The organism is Paenibacillus uliginis N3/975, assembly GCF_900177425.1.
GTDB lineage: Bacteria > Bacillota > Bacilli > Paenibacillales > Paenibacillaceae > Paenibacillus_AQ > Paenibacillus_AQ uliginis.
The window spans coordinates 2,487,672-2,506,877 of record NZ_LT840184.1; the positions used below are offsets into that span (position 1 = coordinate 2,487,672).

General features: G+C 43.1%; 17 protein-coding genes. 13 read left to right on the forward strand and 4 right to left on the reverse strand.

The genetic code is table 11. The features are described 5' to 3' along the window. Positions 1–121 precede the first annotated feature (121 nt). The 4 genes from B9N86_RS11830 to B9N86_RS11845 all read left to right on the forward strand — a co-directional run bounded on the left by B9N86_RS11830 (position 122) and on the right by B9N86_RS11845 (position 2,805). On the forward strand, positions 122–574 hold the full coding sequence (locus B9N86_RS11830) for an NUDIX domain-containing protein (protein ID WP_208919394.1): 453 nt from the start codon (positions 122–124) through the stop codon (positions 572–574). A 145-nt stretch (positions 575–719) separates the two neighbouring features. After that, positions 720–1,118, forward strand: a complete 399-nt coding sequence (locus B9N86_RS11835) for an LSm family protein (RefSeq protein WP_244563045.1) — start codon at positions 720–722, stop codon at positions 1,116–1,118. Between the two features lie 288 nt (positions 1,119–1,406). After that, the gene (locus B9N86_RS11840) at positions 1,407–2,285 is read left to right on the forward strand and encodes a M15 family metallopeptidase (protein ID WP_208920263.1); all 879 of its coding nucleotides are present in this window, start codon (positions 1,407–1,409) and stop codon (positions 2,283–2,285) included. Between the two features lie 4 nt (positions 2,286–2,289). Next, positions 2,290–2,805 (forward strand): VanZ family protein, encoded by a 516-nt coding sequence (locus B9N86_RS11845; protein WP_208919395.1) that lies wholly within the window; start codon positions 2,290–2,292, stop codon positions 2,803–2,805. Positions 2,806–2,918: 113 nt separating this feature from the next. On the opposite strand, the gene B9N86_RS11850 is transcribed toward B9N86_RS11845, so the two are convergent. Then, positions 2,919–3,803, reverse strand: coding sequence for a pentapeptide repeat-containing protein (locus B9N86_RS11850; protein WP_208919396.1), 885 nt, complete (start codon positions 3,801–3,803; stop codon positions 2,919–2,921). Between the two features lie 569 nt (positions 3,804–4,372). On the opposite strand from B9N86_RS11850, the gene B9N86_RS11855 reads away from it, so the two are divergent. Beyond that, positions 4,373–5,014 carry an NAD(P)-dependent oxidoreductase gene (locus tag B9N86_RS11855; RefSeq protein WP_208919397.1) on the forward strand — a complete coding sequence of 214 codons (642 nt, stop codon included), beginning with the start codon at positions 4,373–4,375 and terminating at the stop codon, positions 5,012–5,014. A 183-nt stretch (positions 5,015–5,197) separates the two neighbouring features. Further along, complete coding sequence (locus B9N86_RS11860; RefSeq protein ID WP_208919398.1) at positions 5,198–7,630, forward strand: WG repeat-containing protein; 2,433 nt, start codon at positions 5,198–5,200, stop codon at positions 7,628–7,630. Between the two features lie 82 nt (positions 7,631–7,712). Here the strand turns inward: B9N86_RS11860 and B9N86_RS11865 are convergent, their stop codons facing one another. Then, a complete protein-coding gene (locus B9N86_RS11865; RefSeq protein WP_208919399.1) occupies positions 7,713–8,504 on the reverse strand; it encodes a cytochrome c oxidase assembly protein in 792 nt (263 codons plus the stop codon). Continuing rightward, positions 8,497–9,003 (reverse strand): DUF2243 domain-containing protein, encoded by a 507-nt coding sequence (locus B9N86_RS11870; protein ID WP_244563046.1) that lies wholly within the window; start codon positions 9,001–9,003, stop codon positions 8,497–8,499. The genes B9N86_RS11865 and B9N86_RS11870 overlap by 8 nt, the downstream gene beginning before the upstream one ends. Before the next feature lie 257 nt (positions 9,004–9,260). Here B9N86_RS11870 and B9N86_RS11875 point away from each other — a divergent pair, with 257 nt between their 5' ends. After that, on the forward strand, positions 9,261–9,878 hold the full coding sequence (locus tag B9N86_RS11875) for a uridine kinase family protein (RefSeq protein WP_208919400.1): 618 nt from the start codon (positions 9,261–9,263) through the stop codon (positions 9,876–9,878). 87 nt (positions 9,879–9,965) lie between these two features. Here the strand turns inward: B9N86_RS11875 and B9N86_RS11880 are convergent, their stop codons facing one another. Further along, entirely contained in the window at positions 9,966–10,832 is an 867-nt protein-coding gene (locus B9N86_RS11880; RefSeq protein ID WP_208919401.1) for an alpha/beta hydrolase, read from the reverse strand. A 268-nt stretch (positions 10,833–11,100) separates the two neighbouring features. On the opposite strand from B9N86_RS11880, the gene B9N86_RS11885 reads away from it, so the two are divergent. From B9N86_RS11885 to fdrA, 6 genes are all read left to right on the forward strand, one after another. Continuing rightward, a complete protein-coding gene (locus B9N86_RS11885) occupies positions 11,101–12,783 on the forward strand; it encodes a PucR family transcriptional regulator (RefSeq protein ID WP_244563047.1) in 1,683 nt (560 codons plus the stop codon). Between the two features lie 169 nt (positions 12,784–12,952). Further along, positions 12,953–14,185 (forward strand): allantoate deiminase, encoded by a 1,233-nt coding sequence (gene allC, locus B9N86_RS11890; RefSeq protein WP_208919402.1) that lies wholly within the window; start codon positions 12,953–12,955, stop codon positions 14,183–14,185. Positions 14,186–14,239: 54 nt separating this feature from the next. Then, complete coding sequence (locus B9N86_RS11895; RefSeq protein WP_208919403.1) at positions 14,240–15,484, forward strand: MFS transporter; 1,245 nt, start codon at positions 14,240–14,242, stop codon at positions 15,482–15,484. A gap of 56 nt (positions 15,485–15,540) precedes the next feature. Next, positions 15,541–16,305, forward strand: coding sequence for a (S)-ureidoglycine aminohydrolase (allE, locus tag B9N86_RS11900; RefSeq protein WP_208919404.1), 765 nt, complete (start codon positions 15,541–15,543; stop codon positions 16,303–16,305). 43 nt (positions 16,306–16,348) lie between these two features. After that, positions 16,349–17,398 (forward strand): ureidoglycolate dehydrogenase, encoded by a 1,050-nt coding sequence (gene allD, locus B9N86_RS11905; RefSeq protein WP_208919405.1) that lies wholly within the window; start codon positions 16,349–16,351, stop codon positions 17,396–17,398. A gap of 42 nt (positions 17,399–17,440) precedes the next feature. Then, a complete protein-coding gene (gene fdrA / locus B9N86_RS11910; protein ID WP_208919406.1) occupies positions 17,441–19,183 on the forward strand; it encodes an acyl-CoA synthetase FdrA in 1,743 nt (580 codons plus the stop codon). The last annotated feature ends 23 nt before the right edge of the window (positions 19,184–19,206 follow it).

Sequence of the window (19,206 nt, forward strand, 5' to 3'; positions counted from 1 at the left end):
TCTACACACGAGGACCCGCAATAGTGGCGGGTCCTCTTTTCTATTGGTTATGCGAACAAGAAGGAATTAATCTGAATGATGCCGTACTAATAATGATAAAACTGGTTTTAGGGGGATTAATTTGAACCAATCATTGCTCAGAGCTGAGGCAATCATTATAGGGAATGATGGAAATTCTGTATTCGTTCAATGTGATAACGAAGAATCATTTTATCGCTTTCCTGGTGGGACTGTTGAATTCGGGGAAACCGCGGCAGAAGCAATTAGAAGAGAACTGATTGAGGAGTTCGATTTACAATCAGAAATAGGCTCACTGGCATGCCTTAATGAGAGTATTGTTGAATATGATGGTAAGAAGAGACATGATTGTACCATCTTACATTGGGTTTCAATTGATGATTCTCTAATTCAGGACTCATTAATACATAACGAGCGACAGGGAATAAAATTAATCTGGCGTACTTTTGAACAATTGAAACAAAAGCCATTATATCCAGAAGGTATATTAGATTTTCTCATAGTAAGACAGGAACCTGTATCCCATTTAGTTATAAGAAAAAATTATGATGAATAAAGGAGAAACGAAAACCGATTATTAGGGGAACAAGAGGTGACTTCGGGTATTTATCCGGAGTCATCTTTTTTTAGCCCTATTTACATCGTAAGTTTAAAAGACACAAGAATACGAACATTAGCTGAATAAAATGATATTCAAGAAAATGAAAAGTGAGGTGAATAAAATGCCTTCAAAAAAGAAAACAAACCATAAATCAACAACGCAATGGTTAGGAAAACCTGTCATGGTTGTCTTGAAAGATGGAAGTTATTATATCGGAACAATGAACAGTATAGAAAAAGATAAATTAACACTGTCCGGCTTGCGACCTGAAAAGAAACTTCCAGCTTCCGTTATCGAGAGTAGAGATAAAGCTCAAATTTCAGGCTTCTTAAGTGCCCTTTTTGGTGGCTTCAATAGTGCACCTGGAATTGCAGGGACGGAAACTGGAAATAAAGGGCCAGGCATATTTGAGTTTTTCGGTCAAATGATGCCTCATATTCAAGTAGGTATGAATATGGTTAAAGCGATTATGCCATTAATGGCTTTCTTTAAAGCTTAACGATATATGTTCGGAAAATCAGAGATGATCGATTTTGGCGCTTGGGATATGCCAAGCGTTTTTTTTATAAAAATGAGGGGATGTAAACTTTACGGATGATGTCCACCGCTGTAAAATGAACATTGCGCAAAAAATGATGAGAAATTCGCTTGAAGTGCAGAATGAAATATGTTCCTCAGAGAACACTGGATCATGCGGTTTATAGCCAACTTTAGAAAATCTTTAACTTTTCCACACTTATTTTTAAAGATTTTATACTATCTTAGATGAACAAAGGTTAAGGAGATGTTGAAGTTGAAGAAGTGGTTAGTATGTTTATCTTTTTTATTGCTGATGGGTTGCGAATCCGTTCTACCTAAGCAAAACAATGACATTAATGTTCAGGAGAACACGAAAGATCAAGCTTCGGAATCCGTTCCCGAAGTTACCAATGATACAATTATGATCCCCAAGGAACAGGTACATAAAGGAAACTTGGTGTTGGTCAATAAGGAGCACCCAATCCATACGGATGGCATTCCTACTGACATCGTTAACTTGTATAAAAATAAAGAACTGATTCAGGGGTATGCTTTGCTGGACAATACGATACGGTTATCGAGAAGCGTGGCACTAAACTTTGGAGAAATGATGCATGATGCCGGCAAGGAAGGTGTCAATCATTTTATGATAAGTAGTGGCTACCGAGATGCTTCCGAGCAGGAAAAGTTATATCGTGATAAGGGTGCCGATTATGCTTTACCTGCGGGCTACAGCGAACATAACATCGGTTTTTCACTTGATATCGGATCAACCCTGAAGCCAATCGACCAAGCTCCCGAGGGGGAGTGGTTACAAAAGAATGCTTCGGAATATGGTTTTATTCTTAGGTATCCCAAGAATAAAACGGAGATTACGGGCATTAAGTTCGAGCCTTGGCATTTTCGATATGTAGGCTTACCTCACAGTAAAATCATGAAAGAAAAGAATTTTACATTAGAGGAGTACCTGGACTTTCTGAAGGAACAAAAGAACTTTATCACAACAATAGATGGCGAGAAATACGAAATTTCATTTGTACCTGCTTCTAAAAATATGACGCTACAGGTACCCATTCAGCAGCACTATGAATTATCAGGTAATAATGTGGATGGCGTTATTGTAACCATTCGGCAAAATGAGGGATAAGGCCATGAAGTCATGGAATAAACTTATCGTATTGACGCTGTTTACCCTTTATTTATTTGTGCTACTTAAAGTCATCTTGTTTAAATTTGGTTCAGTAGATATCCCGTTTCTATGGCACCAGCTTCAAAGAGCTATTGAGAATCCAGAATATATGATGAATCGATTGCAATCAGGTAATTTTACTGCTTTCAAATCGATCAAACAATACCTGCACAGACTTTCAAGCGGCCATAACCTGGTTAATTTCATCGGAAATATCGTGATATTTGTACCTAACGGAATATTCATCAGTTTATTGACCAAAAACAAATTTTTAAGTGTATTGATGAGTTCCTTGGGTCTTAGCTTAGGCTTGGAATGCTCACAGGTACTATTTTCAATGGGAATCTTTGATGTGGATGATCTCATCCTAAACGTATCCGGAGGTTTACTAGGCTATGGGTCTTTTCAAATTATGAAGTGGGTGTATGGAGGAGTAAGTGTTGCGGGTTCTGCATTGGTAGGCATAAAGGACTCTTAATATAATCCAAGTTGGCGACCGGATATGCCCTTCAACGGTAATCGTATTATAAAAAAGGTGATTCCGAACTTCTTCGAAATCACCTTTTAGCTTGTCTTTAAATTTTTTTGGATTCAACGTTGCTTGCCTGGTGAGAGCCAATGTATCGGGTGAGAGAGTGATGGAGGCAGTTTTGTGTCAGCATTACCCTTCGCTGAGTTGAGCTGTGCTTGGGTGAGAAAAATACTTTCAGTGAGGTTGGCGCCACTAAGATCAGCGTCTCGAAAATCAGCCCCGATTAGATCAGCATATCTCAGATCTGCGCGTCTGAGATCAGCGGCAATAAGGTATGCTCCTCTCAGGTTGGCATATCTCAGATCGGCTCCTTTGAGGTTGGCGCCGATGAGATCAACGCCCCTGCCTTGAGCTTTCTGTCGTACTGGTGGGCCTTTGTGCTTTCGGCGGGCTTCATCTCTTACAAGTTCGCTGGTTCGTAAGAGTAGAACATTAACGTCTGCCCGGTGTGCTGCCACGTCCAGTTCTATGATAGAGTCTGGACTGAGGTAAGTCAGGCGTGTCGTCTCGTTAAGCGCTAATCTAAGATCAGCATGGATCTGACTGGCCGATTCCAACGTTAGTGCTTCTGACAGATACCAGATTAGCTCATGAAGCTGACGCATAATCGGGAAAACCTCAAACATTTGCTTCGCGGACTCTGGAGCTTGCCGCCAGTCTTGTCCTCGATAGGTAACCTGTGAAACCTGTTGTCCCGCGCCGAAGCAGTCATAAACCGTGCAACCACGAAAGCCCAGCTGTCTTAGGCTGTCGTGAACGCCGCAGCGGAAGTCCGCTTGCAGGTTTCGGCAAGGCTGCCCAGCATCCTTATCTGTCGCGAAATCTGAAGAAGCAGCGTAGGGAAGTGCGACACAACACAAGCCGAAGCAGTTCTCACAGTTAGCTTGCATGCTTAGAGGATTTTTATCGGATAAAGATTCTGAATATTCTAGATTCTCAAACATAACTTGCACGATCTCCTTTTCGATTTTGCGTATAGTTATAGATTGTTATAGTTATTTTAAAGCAAAATGATGGTAGTTTATAGAGGTTTTCTAGATTTCTAAGAATGTTTATGAATTTTCTAATGCTATTGTCTATGTGAAAATTACGACGAATCGTTTTGAAAGTAATGGATTTAAAGGTACTCCATGTGTGAAAGTGCTGAATCCCCAATAAGGATACATACAACTTATCCTACCTTTGAAATCATATACCCCATAATATGGTTAATTAGCCCAATGTGTTCACGGTGAAATCAATTTTTTAGATGTAGAAGCTGTAGATGTACAGCAGAGATAGGTATGTGGTTCAAAAAAATAGGAAAACATTTAAGGACCGACAATAGTCAGTCCTTTTTTTCTTGAACTAACTAACAAAAGTATTGACATAACGAACAATTGTAACTATTATAGTTACATGTAACGAACACAGTTACATCTAAGAGATGAGTCACGCTAGATCTAGAATTGGTGATGCCTATGAAATATTTGGTACATACCATCAAAATACGAGGAAAAGGAAGGGTTCAACTATGAAAATCGGAATTATCGGAGCAACTGGTAAAGCTGGAGTAGCTATTCAAAAGGAAGCAGTAAGTCGTGGACATGAAGTCACTGCGATTGTGAGAAATGCTTCTAAAATCGGAGAAACTCAAACAGCCATTTTGGAAAAAGATATCTTTGATTTAACTTCTAGCGATCTTCAAGGATTCGATGTTGTCATCAATGCGTTCGGAGCTGTTCCTGGTCAAGAGCATCTTCATGTTGAAGCAGGAAGAGTGCTGATCAACGCAATTAAAGGAGCTCCAGAAACTCGATTGATCGTCGTTGGCGGAGCAGGAAGTCTCTATGTTGATGAAGCAAAAACCGTCAGACTGATGGACACGCCTCAGTTCCCTAAGGAATATTTAGCTACAGCGACTAACCAAGGTAAAAATCTAGAAGATTTGCAGAATGAAAGTGAAATTCAGTGGACATTTGTGAGTCCAGCAGCGTTCTTTAACCCTGATGGTAAGCGAACAGGCTCTTACCAAAAGGGAAAAGATAACCTGATCGTGAATGCAAAAGGTGACAGCTATGTAAGCTATGCAGATTATGCAATCGCGATTATGGATGAGATTGAAAAACCTCAGCACATTAAAGAACGTTTTACTGTTGTTTCTGAAGCTGAATAATAATCTGAGCCTCTCTCAGAAAATAGCCGAAGCAGGCCACCCGAGATTTTTTTTCCTTGGGTGGCCTATTATGATTCTGATTCGAGACAAATAAACAACATCGACAAGAAATTAAGAAGTCATATCTTCCTCAAGTTTGCATACGATTAGGCGAAGAATGCGGGTAAAAAGGGTGATGCTGACATGTCCACTAACGAACCGCAGCTAACGCAGCTAGTAAGGGGGCTTTTGCCGAGCGGTGCGGAGCTGGTGATGATCAATAAGCCCGCTGAGCTTACGGCCGTTTATGCAGCGGACTTAAACGGAGATCAGGTGCCGGAAGTTACGGCAGTGTATCGCTTAAACGGTGAGCTTTACTTGCTTGTGCTGCAATACCGGGATGGCATCTGGGAGGTGGCGGAAAATGAAAAAGGACCGGGATACGGCGTCACGCTGTTGACGGCAGCGCCAATTATGAAACCAGGCAAGAACAATTTAATTGTCGGTTGGCAAATCGGTTCGATCTGGTCAAAGTTATCGGTTTACACGTACACACAGGATGGGTTAATCGACATAGCCCCACCAGATATGAGCTACAGCTATATTCGAGTGATGGATATGCCGAGCCCTGCCGGGAGAGATGGAATAACGGAAATCGCGCTCTGGATTCACGATACGGGGAATGCCTATCGGGTTGAGGTGCTAAGGTGGAAAAATGGAAGATTTGTGCCTGCGCCGGACGTGTATCAATATTATTTTCCGACAGTTGTCCGTTATTACGAGCAAATGACGCAGCAGCATTCGGATTATTCATTCTATTGGTATTATCTTGCTGACGCACAGTATCGCGCTGGCATGCCGCAGGAGGCACTAGCATCCGTCGATAAAGCACTCAGCTTCGAACATCCCTATCCTTCCCGCGAGAGGCTGCTTGAGCTTGAACGGAATATCAGGCAAATGCTTGATATAATCGGTATGCCTCGTGTGGTAGGGTTATTCCCCGCTTCATTGAAAACAACAGAAGGGATGAAATGGGGTTATATCAATAACCGTGGCAAAATGGAGATCCGGTCTCTCTATGATGATGCGCGTGATTTTCAGGAGAACGGCCTCGCAATCGTTGGAGTAAATGGTAAATACGGCATCATCGACATATCCACTAATTACGTCGTTCAGCCTGTATATAATATGATCAGCCCTTTTTCAGAGCGCCGGGCAATCGTCATTGACGGGCAGGGATTCAAACTTATAGACGAAACGGGAACGGTGCTGACAAAGCGGGCTTACCCGTTCATCGCTAATATGCAGGACGGGAGATCGGTCTTTAATGTCACAAACGTCGGAAATGGAGGAACTAGCAGATACGGTTATCTAAATTCGCAGGGGAACGAGGTTATTTCTGCGCAATACGAGGAAGCAAACGATTTCGAAAATGGCAGGGCAGTCGTTAAAATCAAGGACAACGAATATGCTCTCATCGGGCGGGACGGTCGCAAACTCGCTACATACCCATATACATATGTAGGGCCTCATGGCGATGGGCTGCTTGCTTTCAAACGAGAAGCTGCCGGAAAGTATGGCTACGACGGCCGGGCTGTCGTCAATACTGCCGAGGATTACAAATCAAATTATGGCGTTATTAACAAGCAAGGGATGTTCGTCGTCAAGCCGGAATACAACGACATCCGGGATTTAGGTGATGAGCGTTTGGCACTTGGAAGGGCGGTTGACCCTGAGCAGCCGTTCCTCGGTTCTAAATACGCTATCGCGGACTGGAAAGGTACGGTGCTGTCAGAATTTGTATACCAAGACGTTTCCAACTTCCAGGATGATCTGGCATCGGTGTCCGATACGAAACAAACGTATTTTATCGATCGCAGTGGAAAGCCAGCGCCGGGCTTTCCGCGCTTTAGCGGTAGTGGGACCCTTACACTGGTACAGAAAGATTTAATCAAAGCATTCATAGATCAGCGACTTTCTTATGTGAATCGTGATGGAGTCGTGATCTGGCAGCAAAATACAGTCATTCCGTTGAAGTCACCTTTCCTAGTTAAAGAAGAAAAATACAAACCGAACCCTGATTATCTTGTCTATTATCCTCAGGTTGAAGGGATGACGGACAAAGCAGCACAGCAGATGGTCAATTCGAAACTGAAAGAGATGTCGCAAGTAAAACCGATCCCCGGAAAGCTCGATTATTCGTATTCCGGTGATTTCGAGGTCGCCTTTTACAAGCAGAACCTGCTTGAGTTAGAACTGAACGGATACCATTATCCATTCGGCGCAGCTCACGGCATGCCAACGAAAACGTACGCAATCATTAATTTAGTCAACGGTCACATGTATACGCTGAAAGACCTTTTTAAACCTGGCAGCGATTATGTGAAAGAACTTAGCAGCATCGTCGGTAAACAGATTAAGGAGGACCCGCAATACTCCTATGTATTCCCGGGCAGCTATACCGGCATTCGGCCAGACCAGCCGTTTTTTGTTACCGAAAATGCGATACATCTGTACTTCTCGCCCTATGAGATTGCTCCGTATGCTGCTGGGTTCCCGACCTTTACCATTCCTTTTGTGGAGATTAGAGACATAATTAATACCGATGGAGAGTTTTGGAAGTCATTCAAAGTTTGATTCAATCTCATTTGTTACGTTTGAAAAAATATAAGAACACTCACTGTGTCTGAGGAATCTTCCAGAGAAATAGTGAGTTTTTTTAATTATAATTCATTGGCAGTGTTGACCGTGGACGTGCAGTATGGAACCATTGAAGACAGAACACGAAGATAAGCACGAAATCGATTGCATCTCCTCCGTAATACATCAACAAGCCGCCGATTTTTCCTTGTACTGAAGAAACCCCATCTGGCGGATGAGCATAGATATATTTTGATAGCATACCATGACCTGCAAATGCCAACACCATCACAACAGCACGGTACATAAAGCTATGTCTATGAGGTATCGGTTCTGTATAAATCATAGAAATCGTGAACAGGTAACCTGCAAAGAAGATGTGAAAATGCACAATAACGTGCAGAAGGAAATCAGAATGCATGGCCGTAAACAGATCAGTCGTATAGAGCAGCCACAATCCCCCGATATTCAGCGTGGTCGTAATTACAGGATGAGTGAACCAACGAATGGTTCTCATCTTTAGAATTCGTGTAATACGTCTTGCCCAAAGCACATTCAGTGATCGAAGAGCTAGAGTCATAGGCAATGATAGGGCAATAAGAAGCGGACCTAACATTCCTAATAACAAATGACCTGTCATATGTGCTCTGAAATCATAATGTGCCCATTCAGCAAGAGGACCTGTGATCGCAAAAGTAACGCAAAGGACACCTAAAATAAAGAATCCATAGCGGTAGACGGGCCATTGCCGATATCGCAGATTCGAATGCCTTGCAGCATATATGTAAAGATACACTACGAATAATACAATTATAATCAACAGGAGATTGTTAGACCCGCTTCCCCCATGATTAATATGATGATTAATCATTTTGAGTCAATCCTTCCGGTGATCTATACTTTGGATTCGTACGCATCGTTAAGAGAACACCGGCAATTAACAGCGCTAAAGCAATCAAATTCCAAATCCAGTCGTACGGCAAAATATCCACGTTATAGCGAATTTGGTGTAACCGCATGAACTTATGCTGAACAATACCGTCATACAGCTGAAAGGAACCCGCTCCTAATAAAATGCCTCCTAGCCACCTCGCCGGCCAGAAAGCGTTTCGACGATTGAGGTCAGCAAGCATAAACGAAGAGCCTATGGTCGCAAACCAACTGAACGCGTGAAAAAGTCCGTCCGATACCAATCCTATATCGGTTGTGGATTTGTCATAGAAATGGTGCCAATGGAGCAGTTGGTGAAACACGACCTCATCAATGAAGGCTACCGTACCAAAGCCGAATAAAAGTCCAGCCCACAAGTTGCGGCTAGAATACTTCTTTTGTGCGGTTATATTCATACTTGGAGTATTGTCGTTAATCATAGTTCTCCTTTCGACCATAAGCAGGGGCTCTCAGTAGAGCCCTTGGCAGTGTTTTATTCATAGTCTTCCCTTCTTTTAAATTGTGTAAACCATACATAGAGCAGATAACAAGGTATATCCTTTGTAGTTAGGAGAATTGTGATGACAAATAAGAAAGCAGGGAAAAAGAGTAAAGGAGGGTTAGCCACAGAATTGAGATATTCGGTATACTATATAGAAGGAGTTAGTCCATTCTTTGATTGAGAGAGGTAGTAGTCGTGGAAAATAACCATTTAACACATAAATCACAGGAGGCCGTTCAGTCCATTGTATCTGCAATTAACCATCATATGATAAGTCGAACCAATCCTTTGGTGGTGTCGTTAGATGGAGGGAGTGGTGCAGGCAAATCTACATTGGCTGCTGAGGTGGCTTCGCATTTGGGATCAACAGTTATTCAGTGTGATGACTTCTTCGCGTCAACGATCACTGATGATGAATGGGATACCTACACAACAGAGGAAAAATGTCGTCTTTGTATCGACTGGCAGCGTATGCGTACTGAGGCATTGTTACCACTGCTAGCAGGTGAGAACGCTCGTTATTGCCCGTTTTCCTTTTCGTCTAGTAACGGTTTAGCGTCGAACTTGGTCGTTAAAGAGCCTTCAGAGGTCATTATTCTTGATGGAATTTATAGCTCGCTCCTTGAACTAACCGATGTTGTTCATTTTACGATTCTAGTGGATGTGTTACCCAATGTCCGCCGCCATAGGCATAATCTCAGGGAGGGGAATGAAGACGTAGCGTGGCACCGTCGATGGGACCCGGCTGAAGATTACTATTTCTCAGTCCTGCGTCCACGAACATCATTTGATTTAATTGTGAATAACCAGTAGTGAATTATTCAATACGTAATTGAACAAACGGAGGGCACACGATCCTATTTCCGAAATGTGAGTCCGCTACAATTAAAAGCTGCTATATTAAACTAAATGACGCTGCAAAAACACCAGAACCTGTGCAAATGCCTGCCGAACATTTTCTTTGTTCAGCTGTATGTCAAACAAGTGATCCTCGCCTGGAAGGGTAAGAAGCGTATGCTCAACTCCCGCACTTTGCAACCGCTGCGCCATACCGATAGATTGTTCACAAGGCACATCCTGATCATCCTCCCCATGCAGCAGCATAGTAGGTGGGAAAGAGTCACTCACAACTTGTACCGGACAAAGCAAGTCCAGCTGCTCCTTATCCTTAAGAAGTTCTAACCCTGTAACCTCCTGAGTCCAGATTCCTTGTTGACGATAGTATAAATAGAGACCAAATCTTTGCTGAATGGAACTTTCAGCAATTGTCCGCTTCGTGATCAACTGATCGGCCAGTTCCTTTGACACAGTAGGTTTTTGCAGATAGAACGAGCTTGGGCTCGAATACCAGCTGGCTTGAATATCTCCATAACCATAAAAAGACACGACCGCTTTCAAAGCAGGCTCTCTGGATCCGACAAGAAGAGAAAGGTATCCACCTGCCGAACTGCCTACGACGGCTATAGCGGATGGCTGAAAGCCAAGTTCGGTGAATGCTTGCTCGCGTAGCCAACGAAGAGCATCCTGAATATCTTCAATAATAGCTGGAAGCCGCGTTTCAGGGGCTAGTCGATAATCAATGGACAGAACGTGCAGACCAGCCTGATTATACTGCTTCACCTGTTCTTGCAAAATATCTTTTCTTGAACCCCATATCAATCCGCCTCCATGAATATAGACGATAACAGAGGAACTAGTCTGACAAGCGCTGTAAAAGTCTCCTAGCAACTCAACACCTTCAACTGTTTTATAACAAATCGTTCTCATCGTTATTCCCCCTAATTTTGACTTCATTTTCTAGATTGTTTATCCTTTATACATACATATAAAGGAGATGATCCATATGCATCAAATTCAAAACAATTTCGCCCGTTTTCGCTTAAAAATAGTGTAGTTTGTACATCAATTTTAAAAGTGACCCATCGGGCATTAAGTGAAAACGCATACAAAGAAGTGCTATGCTCCCCCCTTGCTCTTGCTCCGATACAATAACAATGAAAAGACATCAGATTTGCATTCATAAGGAGTTAAAAATATGGAATTCAGAGTAGAACATGTATTGAAGATGGCTCGACTGCAAAATGCAAAAGTGCTAGGGGGCAGCCAAGGGCTCTCTAATATAATAAAAGGTATCACAATTATGGAAGCACCCGATATCGCAGATTGGCTAAAAGGCGGAGAGATGTTGCTGACCAGTCTATATCCGATCCTCAATTATACAGAAGCAGAACAACGCGAATTTATGTTCCGCTTGGCTGACAAAAGCGTCAGTGCCATAATGATCAAAAACCATCGTTTTGTCAAGAAAATTCCCGAGGTTATCATAGAAATAGGCGAACAGACGGGGCTGCCTATTATCCAAATTCCACAGGACATCCCTTATGTAGATGTGCTCTATCCGGTTATGGAGGAACTGTTTAATAATCAGGTAATGAAGCTCAAATATTTTAAAGAGGTGCATGATCGCTTCACTACACTCTCCTTAACAGATACCGGTATGGAACCGATTATCACTACATTGGAACAATTAATCGGAAACCCTGTTGCCATCTATGATCGGAATTTTGTCTGTATGACACCCACTTCCTTGTACACGCTTCCCATACTACAACAGGAGCACATTATAGAACGTGAGAAAATATTCGAAACCAAATTTCCTTATTATTGGATAACCACGCAAGTTACGGAACCGGAGAAGAAATCAGTCTACCAGGTAGTCGTGCCTATTCGGACAGTAAACCGTATTAAGGTGCATCTCGTCATCACTGAAATTCATAAAGAATTAGAAGAATTAGATTTCATTGCAATAGAGAATGCGGCTACTGCTCTGTCCCTAGAACTGGTCAAACAGTTTGCTGTAGCGGAGGTCGAGCGGGAATATAAAAATGACATTATTGATGACCTGCTAGCTGGAAAAGGTCAGGTGTTGGAGTCGGTGTATCAACGAGCTAATCTGATCGGCTGGGATTTAGATCGTTCATATGCTGTGCTTTTGTTTCATGTGAAAGAAGAGTTCACCTCGTTCAACCAACAAGAAATGAATAAACCTAAAAACTTGCGCAGACTGCAGAGTAAAACGTTTATTTACTTACATGAAGCTATTGACGTTCATTTTTCAGACGCAATTATGCGTAGCCGGAGCGATACCATCATTCTGCTATTACCTGTTGATTCGCAGGAAGGGAAAGAGAAAAACTGGTTGCCTGCAGTTAAAGATAAAGTCCACGGGATTCAAGACAACATCCGCGCGAAAACCAAAGATATTGTAGTGCAGGTTGGCATCGGTAATGTGGCGGCCACTGTCATGGATATTGCGAGAAGCCATCAAGAGGCGCAAGAAGCCCTGAACCTCGGCGGTACACTCTATGGCAGCGAATCGATTACCGCCTTCGCCGAGCTTGGTTTATTCCGCCTGCTCTGTCAGTATCCAGATCCTGCCGTACTGACCTCGTTTATTCCCGCTTCTTTAAACAGGCTCGTTCAAAGCAAAAGCGCCATCAAAAAAGATCTGCTGCATACGCTTGAGGTCTTTTTGCAGCATAACCAAAATGCTGCGAAAGCAGCTCAGGATTTGTTTGTCCATTACAAAACGGTAATGTACCGACTGGAACGGATCAAAGAAATTAGCGACATGGATTTCGATAATTCAGAAGAGATGCTGGAAACCCGGGTTGGTCTAAAAATTCTAAATTTAATAAATAACGAAGAAGAACATTAAAAATTTAAACTAAATAAACCCTGTTTTTAGCCAAGGTGGATAAAGAAGCTGTTATTCTTTTATCCACCTTTGTTAATGAAGACATATCAGTAAGCGTTTACAATTAAGATGCAACAAGTTAATCAGCACTTTTGAAGTACCTTTATCATCGTAGAAAGGAACGGTAAGTATGGGAGAACTAAGTAAAGATATCATGCAGATGTTAGAATGGCTCGGGTATTTTGGAAATGATCCTGAAGGAGGTATTACCAGACTACTCTATTCTAAAGAATGGCTCAACGCTCAGAAAGCTTTAGAAGATTGGATGAACAAAGAAAGTTTCAATGTTCACTTTGATGAGGTGGGCAATCTGTTTGGAGGTCTACAAGGAACGAAGTATCCAGATGAAACGATTATGACCGGTTCTCACGTGGATACAGTAAGCAATGGCGGTTTATACGATGGACAATACGGTATTGTCGCAGGTCTGCTTGCGGTTAAATACTTGAAAGAGACCTATGGGCAACCGCTACGCAATCTTCAGGTTGTATCGATGGCTGAAGAAGAAGGAAGCCGTTTCCCTTATACATTCTGGGGGTCCAAAAACATCGTAGGTACAGCAGAACGTAAAGAAGTAGAGAGCATTGTAGACTTTGACGGCGTAGCTTTCGTGGATGCGATGAGAGAGTGCAACTTTAATTTCCGTAAGGAATCTAGAGAACTTCGTAATGACTTGAAAGCGTTTGTAGAAATCCATATCGAGCAAGGTAGTGTGCTGGAAACAGAGCAAAAACCCGTTGGTGTAGTCCACAGCATTGTAGGCCAGCGCAGATTTACCGTGGAAGTGATAGGTGAAGCTAACCATGCAGGTACGACTCCGATGAGTTACCGTAAAGATGCTGTTCAAGCTGCAAGCGCTATGATTAATGACGTCATAAACAGAGCGGACAAACACGGAGATCCGCTAGTGGCAACGATCGGCAAAATCGAAGTAAAGCCAAATGTAGTTAACGTAGTTCCGGGATATGCCTTATTCACTATGGACATCCGTCATACCGAGAAAGACGCACTTGTTCAATTTACTGAAGAAATTACAACTTCCTTGAAGAACATTGCAGAAGAACGGAAAGTAGAACTGAAAATCGATATGTGGATGGATGCAGATCCGGTTCCTATGGATAAACATGTTGTAGAAGTCATTGAACGCGAGTGCCTGGAACAAGGCTTGAATTATAAGTTGATGCATAGTGGGGCAGGGCATGATGCCCAGATTCTGGCTCCTTTTGTTCCATCGGCCATGATCTTTGTACCAAGCAGACAAGGAATTAGCCACAATCCGGCTGAATATACCGAGCCTCATGATTTAGCCGAAGGTGTGAAGGTTCTGATCGGAACTCTATATAATCTGGCATACAAAGAATAAACGGCATCTTGGCAAATAACTTGCCTACAACCTTATCATAAGGAGCAGAAAAAGATGAAGGTACAAACCCCTACTACAGCTAAACAAGGTGGACTTGAATATTGGAAAAAGGTCGTCATTTTATTTTGCCTTGGTTGGACTGTCATGTGGATATACAGAACAATACTGAATCCGATTTTACCAGAAATCAAAATACAACTTGGCGTTGAATCGGATGCCAGCATGGGTCTGATCTCCAGTTTATTTTTTCTAGCATACACTTCAATGCAGATTCCATCCGGCTTTATGGCTGATAAATTCGGAAGAAAAATAATGCTGATTCCGGGTTTCCTTATCTTTGCTTTCGGAGTTTTTACCGTCGGAATCGCACCGTCCCTGATTTTCCTACTGGTAGGAAGCTTCCTGGCAGGGCTTGGACAAGGAACGTACTACGGACCTGCTTATTCGATCTCATCGTCCACAATCCCAGCCGAGAAGCGGGGCTTCTCTACCGCCATTATCAACAGCGGTTCAGCGCTCGGAATGGCCATCGGGTATATCGGTTCCTCTTACTTGGTGAAAGGGCTCGGTTGGGACTGGAGACCGCTGCTATTTGTCACAACTGGCCTGATTATTATTATGGTGATCGCCTTTGCCAAAGTCATTAAGGAAAAACCAGCAGCGAATAACGTTGCAACTAACATGGAAAAAGATGCAAATGATAAAGCAACGATGAAGACGCTCTTTGGCGATATCCGAATGATTTCGGCTTACGTTATTTACTTTGCAATATGTTACGGGTATTACATGATTGTGACTTGGCTGCCAAGTTACCTGCAAATGGAGCGAGGATTCCAAGGTGCTGCTATCGGTTTTGCCTCAGCTCTGGTTGCCTTTGCATCTGTGCCAGGTGCGCTATTGTTCAGCCGGCTATCCGACAAGTTCAAGGACAAGAAGATTATGGTTGTTATTATTCTGCAAGTTATTGCCGCAGTTACCTTGTATCTGACAGTGGCTATTCAAAGTAACGAACTGCTGATTTTGTTCCTGATTATGTACGGTTTCTTCGGTAAACTTGCTGTTGACCCGATCATGATCTCCTACGTAGCAGACATTGCGCCTAAGCAAGGGTATAGTACAACATTCGGCGTATTTAACTTCTTCGGAATGATGTCCTCGGTCATCGCTCCGTTCGTAACTGGCTTGATTTCAGACTCTACAGGCAGCAAGGTCTTGGGCTTTTACCTTGCTATCGGCATCATTATTCTAGGTACTGTATTCCTGTTCTTCGCAAATATAAGGAAGCGCCCTGCATTGTAAAAGAACAACAGCATTTATTTCACACACAAACTTTAGAGAAAAGGGAGAGACACACAATGGGTTATGCAACTGATCTGCTGTCCAGCCGTTCTATCATTAAACATGGCAAATATGCCTTAATCACTCCGGAAGGTCTGGTTAATAACGTAGTTCCGGGCTTTGACAACTGCACTATATCTATTCTGGCAACTCCAAAGCTTGGAGCAAGCTTTGTCGATTATATAGTTACAATGCACAAAGGCGGCGCAAATACGGATGGTTTTGGTGGACAAGAACAGATCGAAACTTTCGTTTATGTGCTGGAAGGTGAAGTCGAGGCATCTGCTGGTGACAAGACGTATAGGCTGACAAGCGGCGGCTACCTGTACTGTCCGCCAGGAACGAAGATGTATCTGAACAACATGATGGACGGTGACAGCAAACTGTTCTTGTACAAACAAAAGCATAAACCGTTAAAGGACTTGAAACCATGGGTCGTCTCTGGTCACTCAGGCAACATTCCAGAGGAAGATTATGACGGAATGACAAATATGCGAATTCAGGATTTACTTCCTAAAGATCTTGCTTTCGATATGAATTTTCACATATTAACCTTTGATCCGGGCGCATGCCATCCATTCATTGAAACGCATGTACAGGAACATGGAGCCTACCTGCTGTCTGGTGAAGGACTATACAATCTGGATAACAAGTGGATTCCGGTAAAACAAGGCGACTATATCTTCATGGGTCCGTATGTGCAACAAGCTTGCTATGCAGTTGGTCGTGAGAAACTTGCTTATGTTTACTCTAAAGACTGCAATCGGGATGCGGATCTCTAAGCTCTTGTTATATAGCAAATCGAATTAAACAGAGGTGTTTAAATTGAAAATATTCAGACAACAGTTACAAGAGCTAATCACAACCAAGCTGCACAAGGCGGGTTTAACTGAAGAGCATGCCGCCGGCGTAGCAGACGTTTTGGTCCATGCCGACATAAGAGGCATTCATTCTCACGGCGCTATGCGAGTGGAATACTATGCGGAACGAATCGCCAAAGGCGGATTAAATACAAATCCCGAGTTTAAATTCAACAAAACGGGCCCCAGCACAGCGACATTTGATGGAGATAATGGAGTAGGTCATGTCGCTGCCAAACTAGCTATGGATGAGGCCATCGAGATGGCCAAGGAACACGGGATAGCAGCTGTTGGCGTCAGAAGAATCGGACACAGCGGAGCCCTCTCTTATTTTGTACGGCAAGCAGCCAAATCAGGAATGATCGGTATTTCGATGTGTCAATCAGATCCGATGGTGGTTCCCTTTGGCGGTTCAGAACCTTATTACGGGACGAACCCGATTGCGTTTGCCGTTCCTGCCCATGACGGGCGGATCATGACACTGGACATGGCGACGACGATACAAGCTTGGGGCAAAATCCTTCATGCCAGATCAAGACACGAGTCAATCCCGGATTCATGGGCAGTCGATAAAGAAGGCCATTCGACGACAGATCCTTTTAAAGTGAACGCCCTACTCCCAATTGCCGGTCCAAAGGGATATGGTCTGATGATGATGGTGGATGTGCTCTCAGGTATTTTGCTTGGCCTGCCATTTGGTAATAAGGTTTCATCGATGTACCATGATCTAACCGAATACCGAAATCTTGGTCAGCTTCATCTTGTAATTAATCCAGCATTTTTTACGGACCCGGACATGTTTAAACAACATATTTCGAACACCATGGACGATTTGAACCACATTAAACCGGCGCCTAGCTTTGAGCAAGTGCTGTTCCCCGGACAAAATAATGATCTGATTCAAGAACAATACGAGAAAAACGGTATTGAAATTGTAGATGATATTTATGAATACCTGGTATCAGACGTCGTTCATAGAAATCAGTATGACAACAAAGATCCATTTGCCAAGTAACTTCACCAATTGTCTATTCTGACCGAAGAGGAGCTTGTACTTATGATATATTCCATCATTAAAGAAAATTCCTATCAAGATTCAGTTAATCTCATGCTCTTAACTAACAAAATTTCCACGATGGACGGAGTAGAGCAGGCCTCCATTATGATGGGGACGCCAGCGAATAAAGATATCTTCCATAATACCGGCATGTATACGGATGAACTCGACAAAGCGGGCCCTAACGATATGTGTATCGTAATCAAGACCAATAGTAAAGAATACGTTTCCGAAGTGTTAGCTACCATTGAAACGGAACTGAAAAATCAGGCGGTAAGTAGCAACAAGCAGGAATTCCAATCCGTACGGACTTGGGATAAAGCGCTGCAAGCGCTCCCTAATGCTAATCTTGCTCTTATTTCTGTCCCTGGCCAATATGCAGCGGAAGAAGCGGAACAAGCACTTGACCGTGGGTTGCACGCCTTTATCTTTAGCGATAACGTTGACGCCCAAGACGAACTGCGTCTAAAACAAAAAGCGCATGACAAAGGCTTGCTGGTCATGGGTCCAGACTGCGGAACAGGAATCGTATCCGGTGTTCCGATAGCCTTTGCCAACGTAGTACAACAAGGCAACATTGGCGTTATCGGTGCTTCAGGGACAGGTATTCAAGAAGTTACCACCCTCATTAACCAGCTGGGTTGCGGCGTGAGCCAGGCTATCGGAACAGGCGGACGCGATCTGTCTGAATCGATTGGAGCAATTACGATGTTGGATGCTATTCAAGGGCTAGAGCATCACAAAGCTACAGAAGTGATTGTCGTTATTTCCAAACCGCCTGCCACCGAAGTACGAAATCAGGTAGTTCGACTTTTACAACGTATATCCAAACCGGTAGTCGCTATCTTCGTCGGTGAAGAGCCAGAAACACATGAAGGCACGGTATATTATGCCTCTACGCTGGAAGAGACTGCCATGATAGCTGTGGACCTGTCTAAAGGCAGAGAAGTTAGGGCGAACTACAATAAACTGAACATTAAGGCTCCACAGACTAAGCTGACACCGGAGCAGACAACGATTAAAGGTCTATATTCCGGTGGTACACTCGCTTATGAAGCTGCGGTTCTTATGTCCAAAGGTTTGAAACTGGGACAGTTGATTCATGAAGATGGATACATGTTAAAAGCTAAAGGTCATGAAGTAATTGATCTGGGAGATGACAAGTATACACAAGGTAAACCACACCCGATGATTGATCCGGAAACGAGAATCCACTATATCGAGCAGGCAGCCCGGGATAAATCCACAGCGATTATTATGCTGGATGTCGTTCTAGGGTACGGTTCACATGAAGATATGGCTGGGGCACTGTTGCCTGTCATTGAGAAAACACAGAGTGAAGCTGCAGCACAAGGCAAAAGCTTGTATTTCGTAGCAACGGTGTGTGGAACCGAACAAGACCCACAAAATTATCAAGAGCAAAAGGCTAAACTTGAACGAGCAGGCGTTATTGTTAAAGACAGTAACAATCAGGCTGTGCGGAGCGCTCTGGCGATGATGGGAATAGAGCTTCAGGATAAGGATAAATCATTCACTCCTGCAGTGCAGACCGAACAAGGAAACATCGACGTTTCTGAATCCATTATTAAACTGCTGAGCGGAAAGCCGGAAGTTGTGAATGTGGGGCTCAAAAAATTTGTAAATGCAGTAACCAGCCATGGCGGAAATGCCGTTCACTTTGACTGGCGCCCGATAGCTGGAGGCAATGAGAAGATGCGGAAAATTCTGAGCTTGCTCAAATAAATTAAAGTTTGAACTACCTCTTA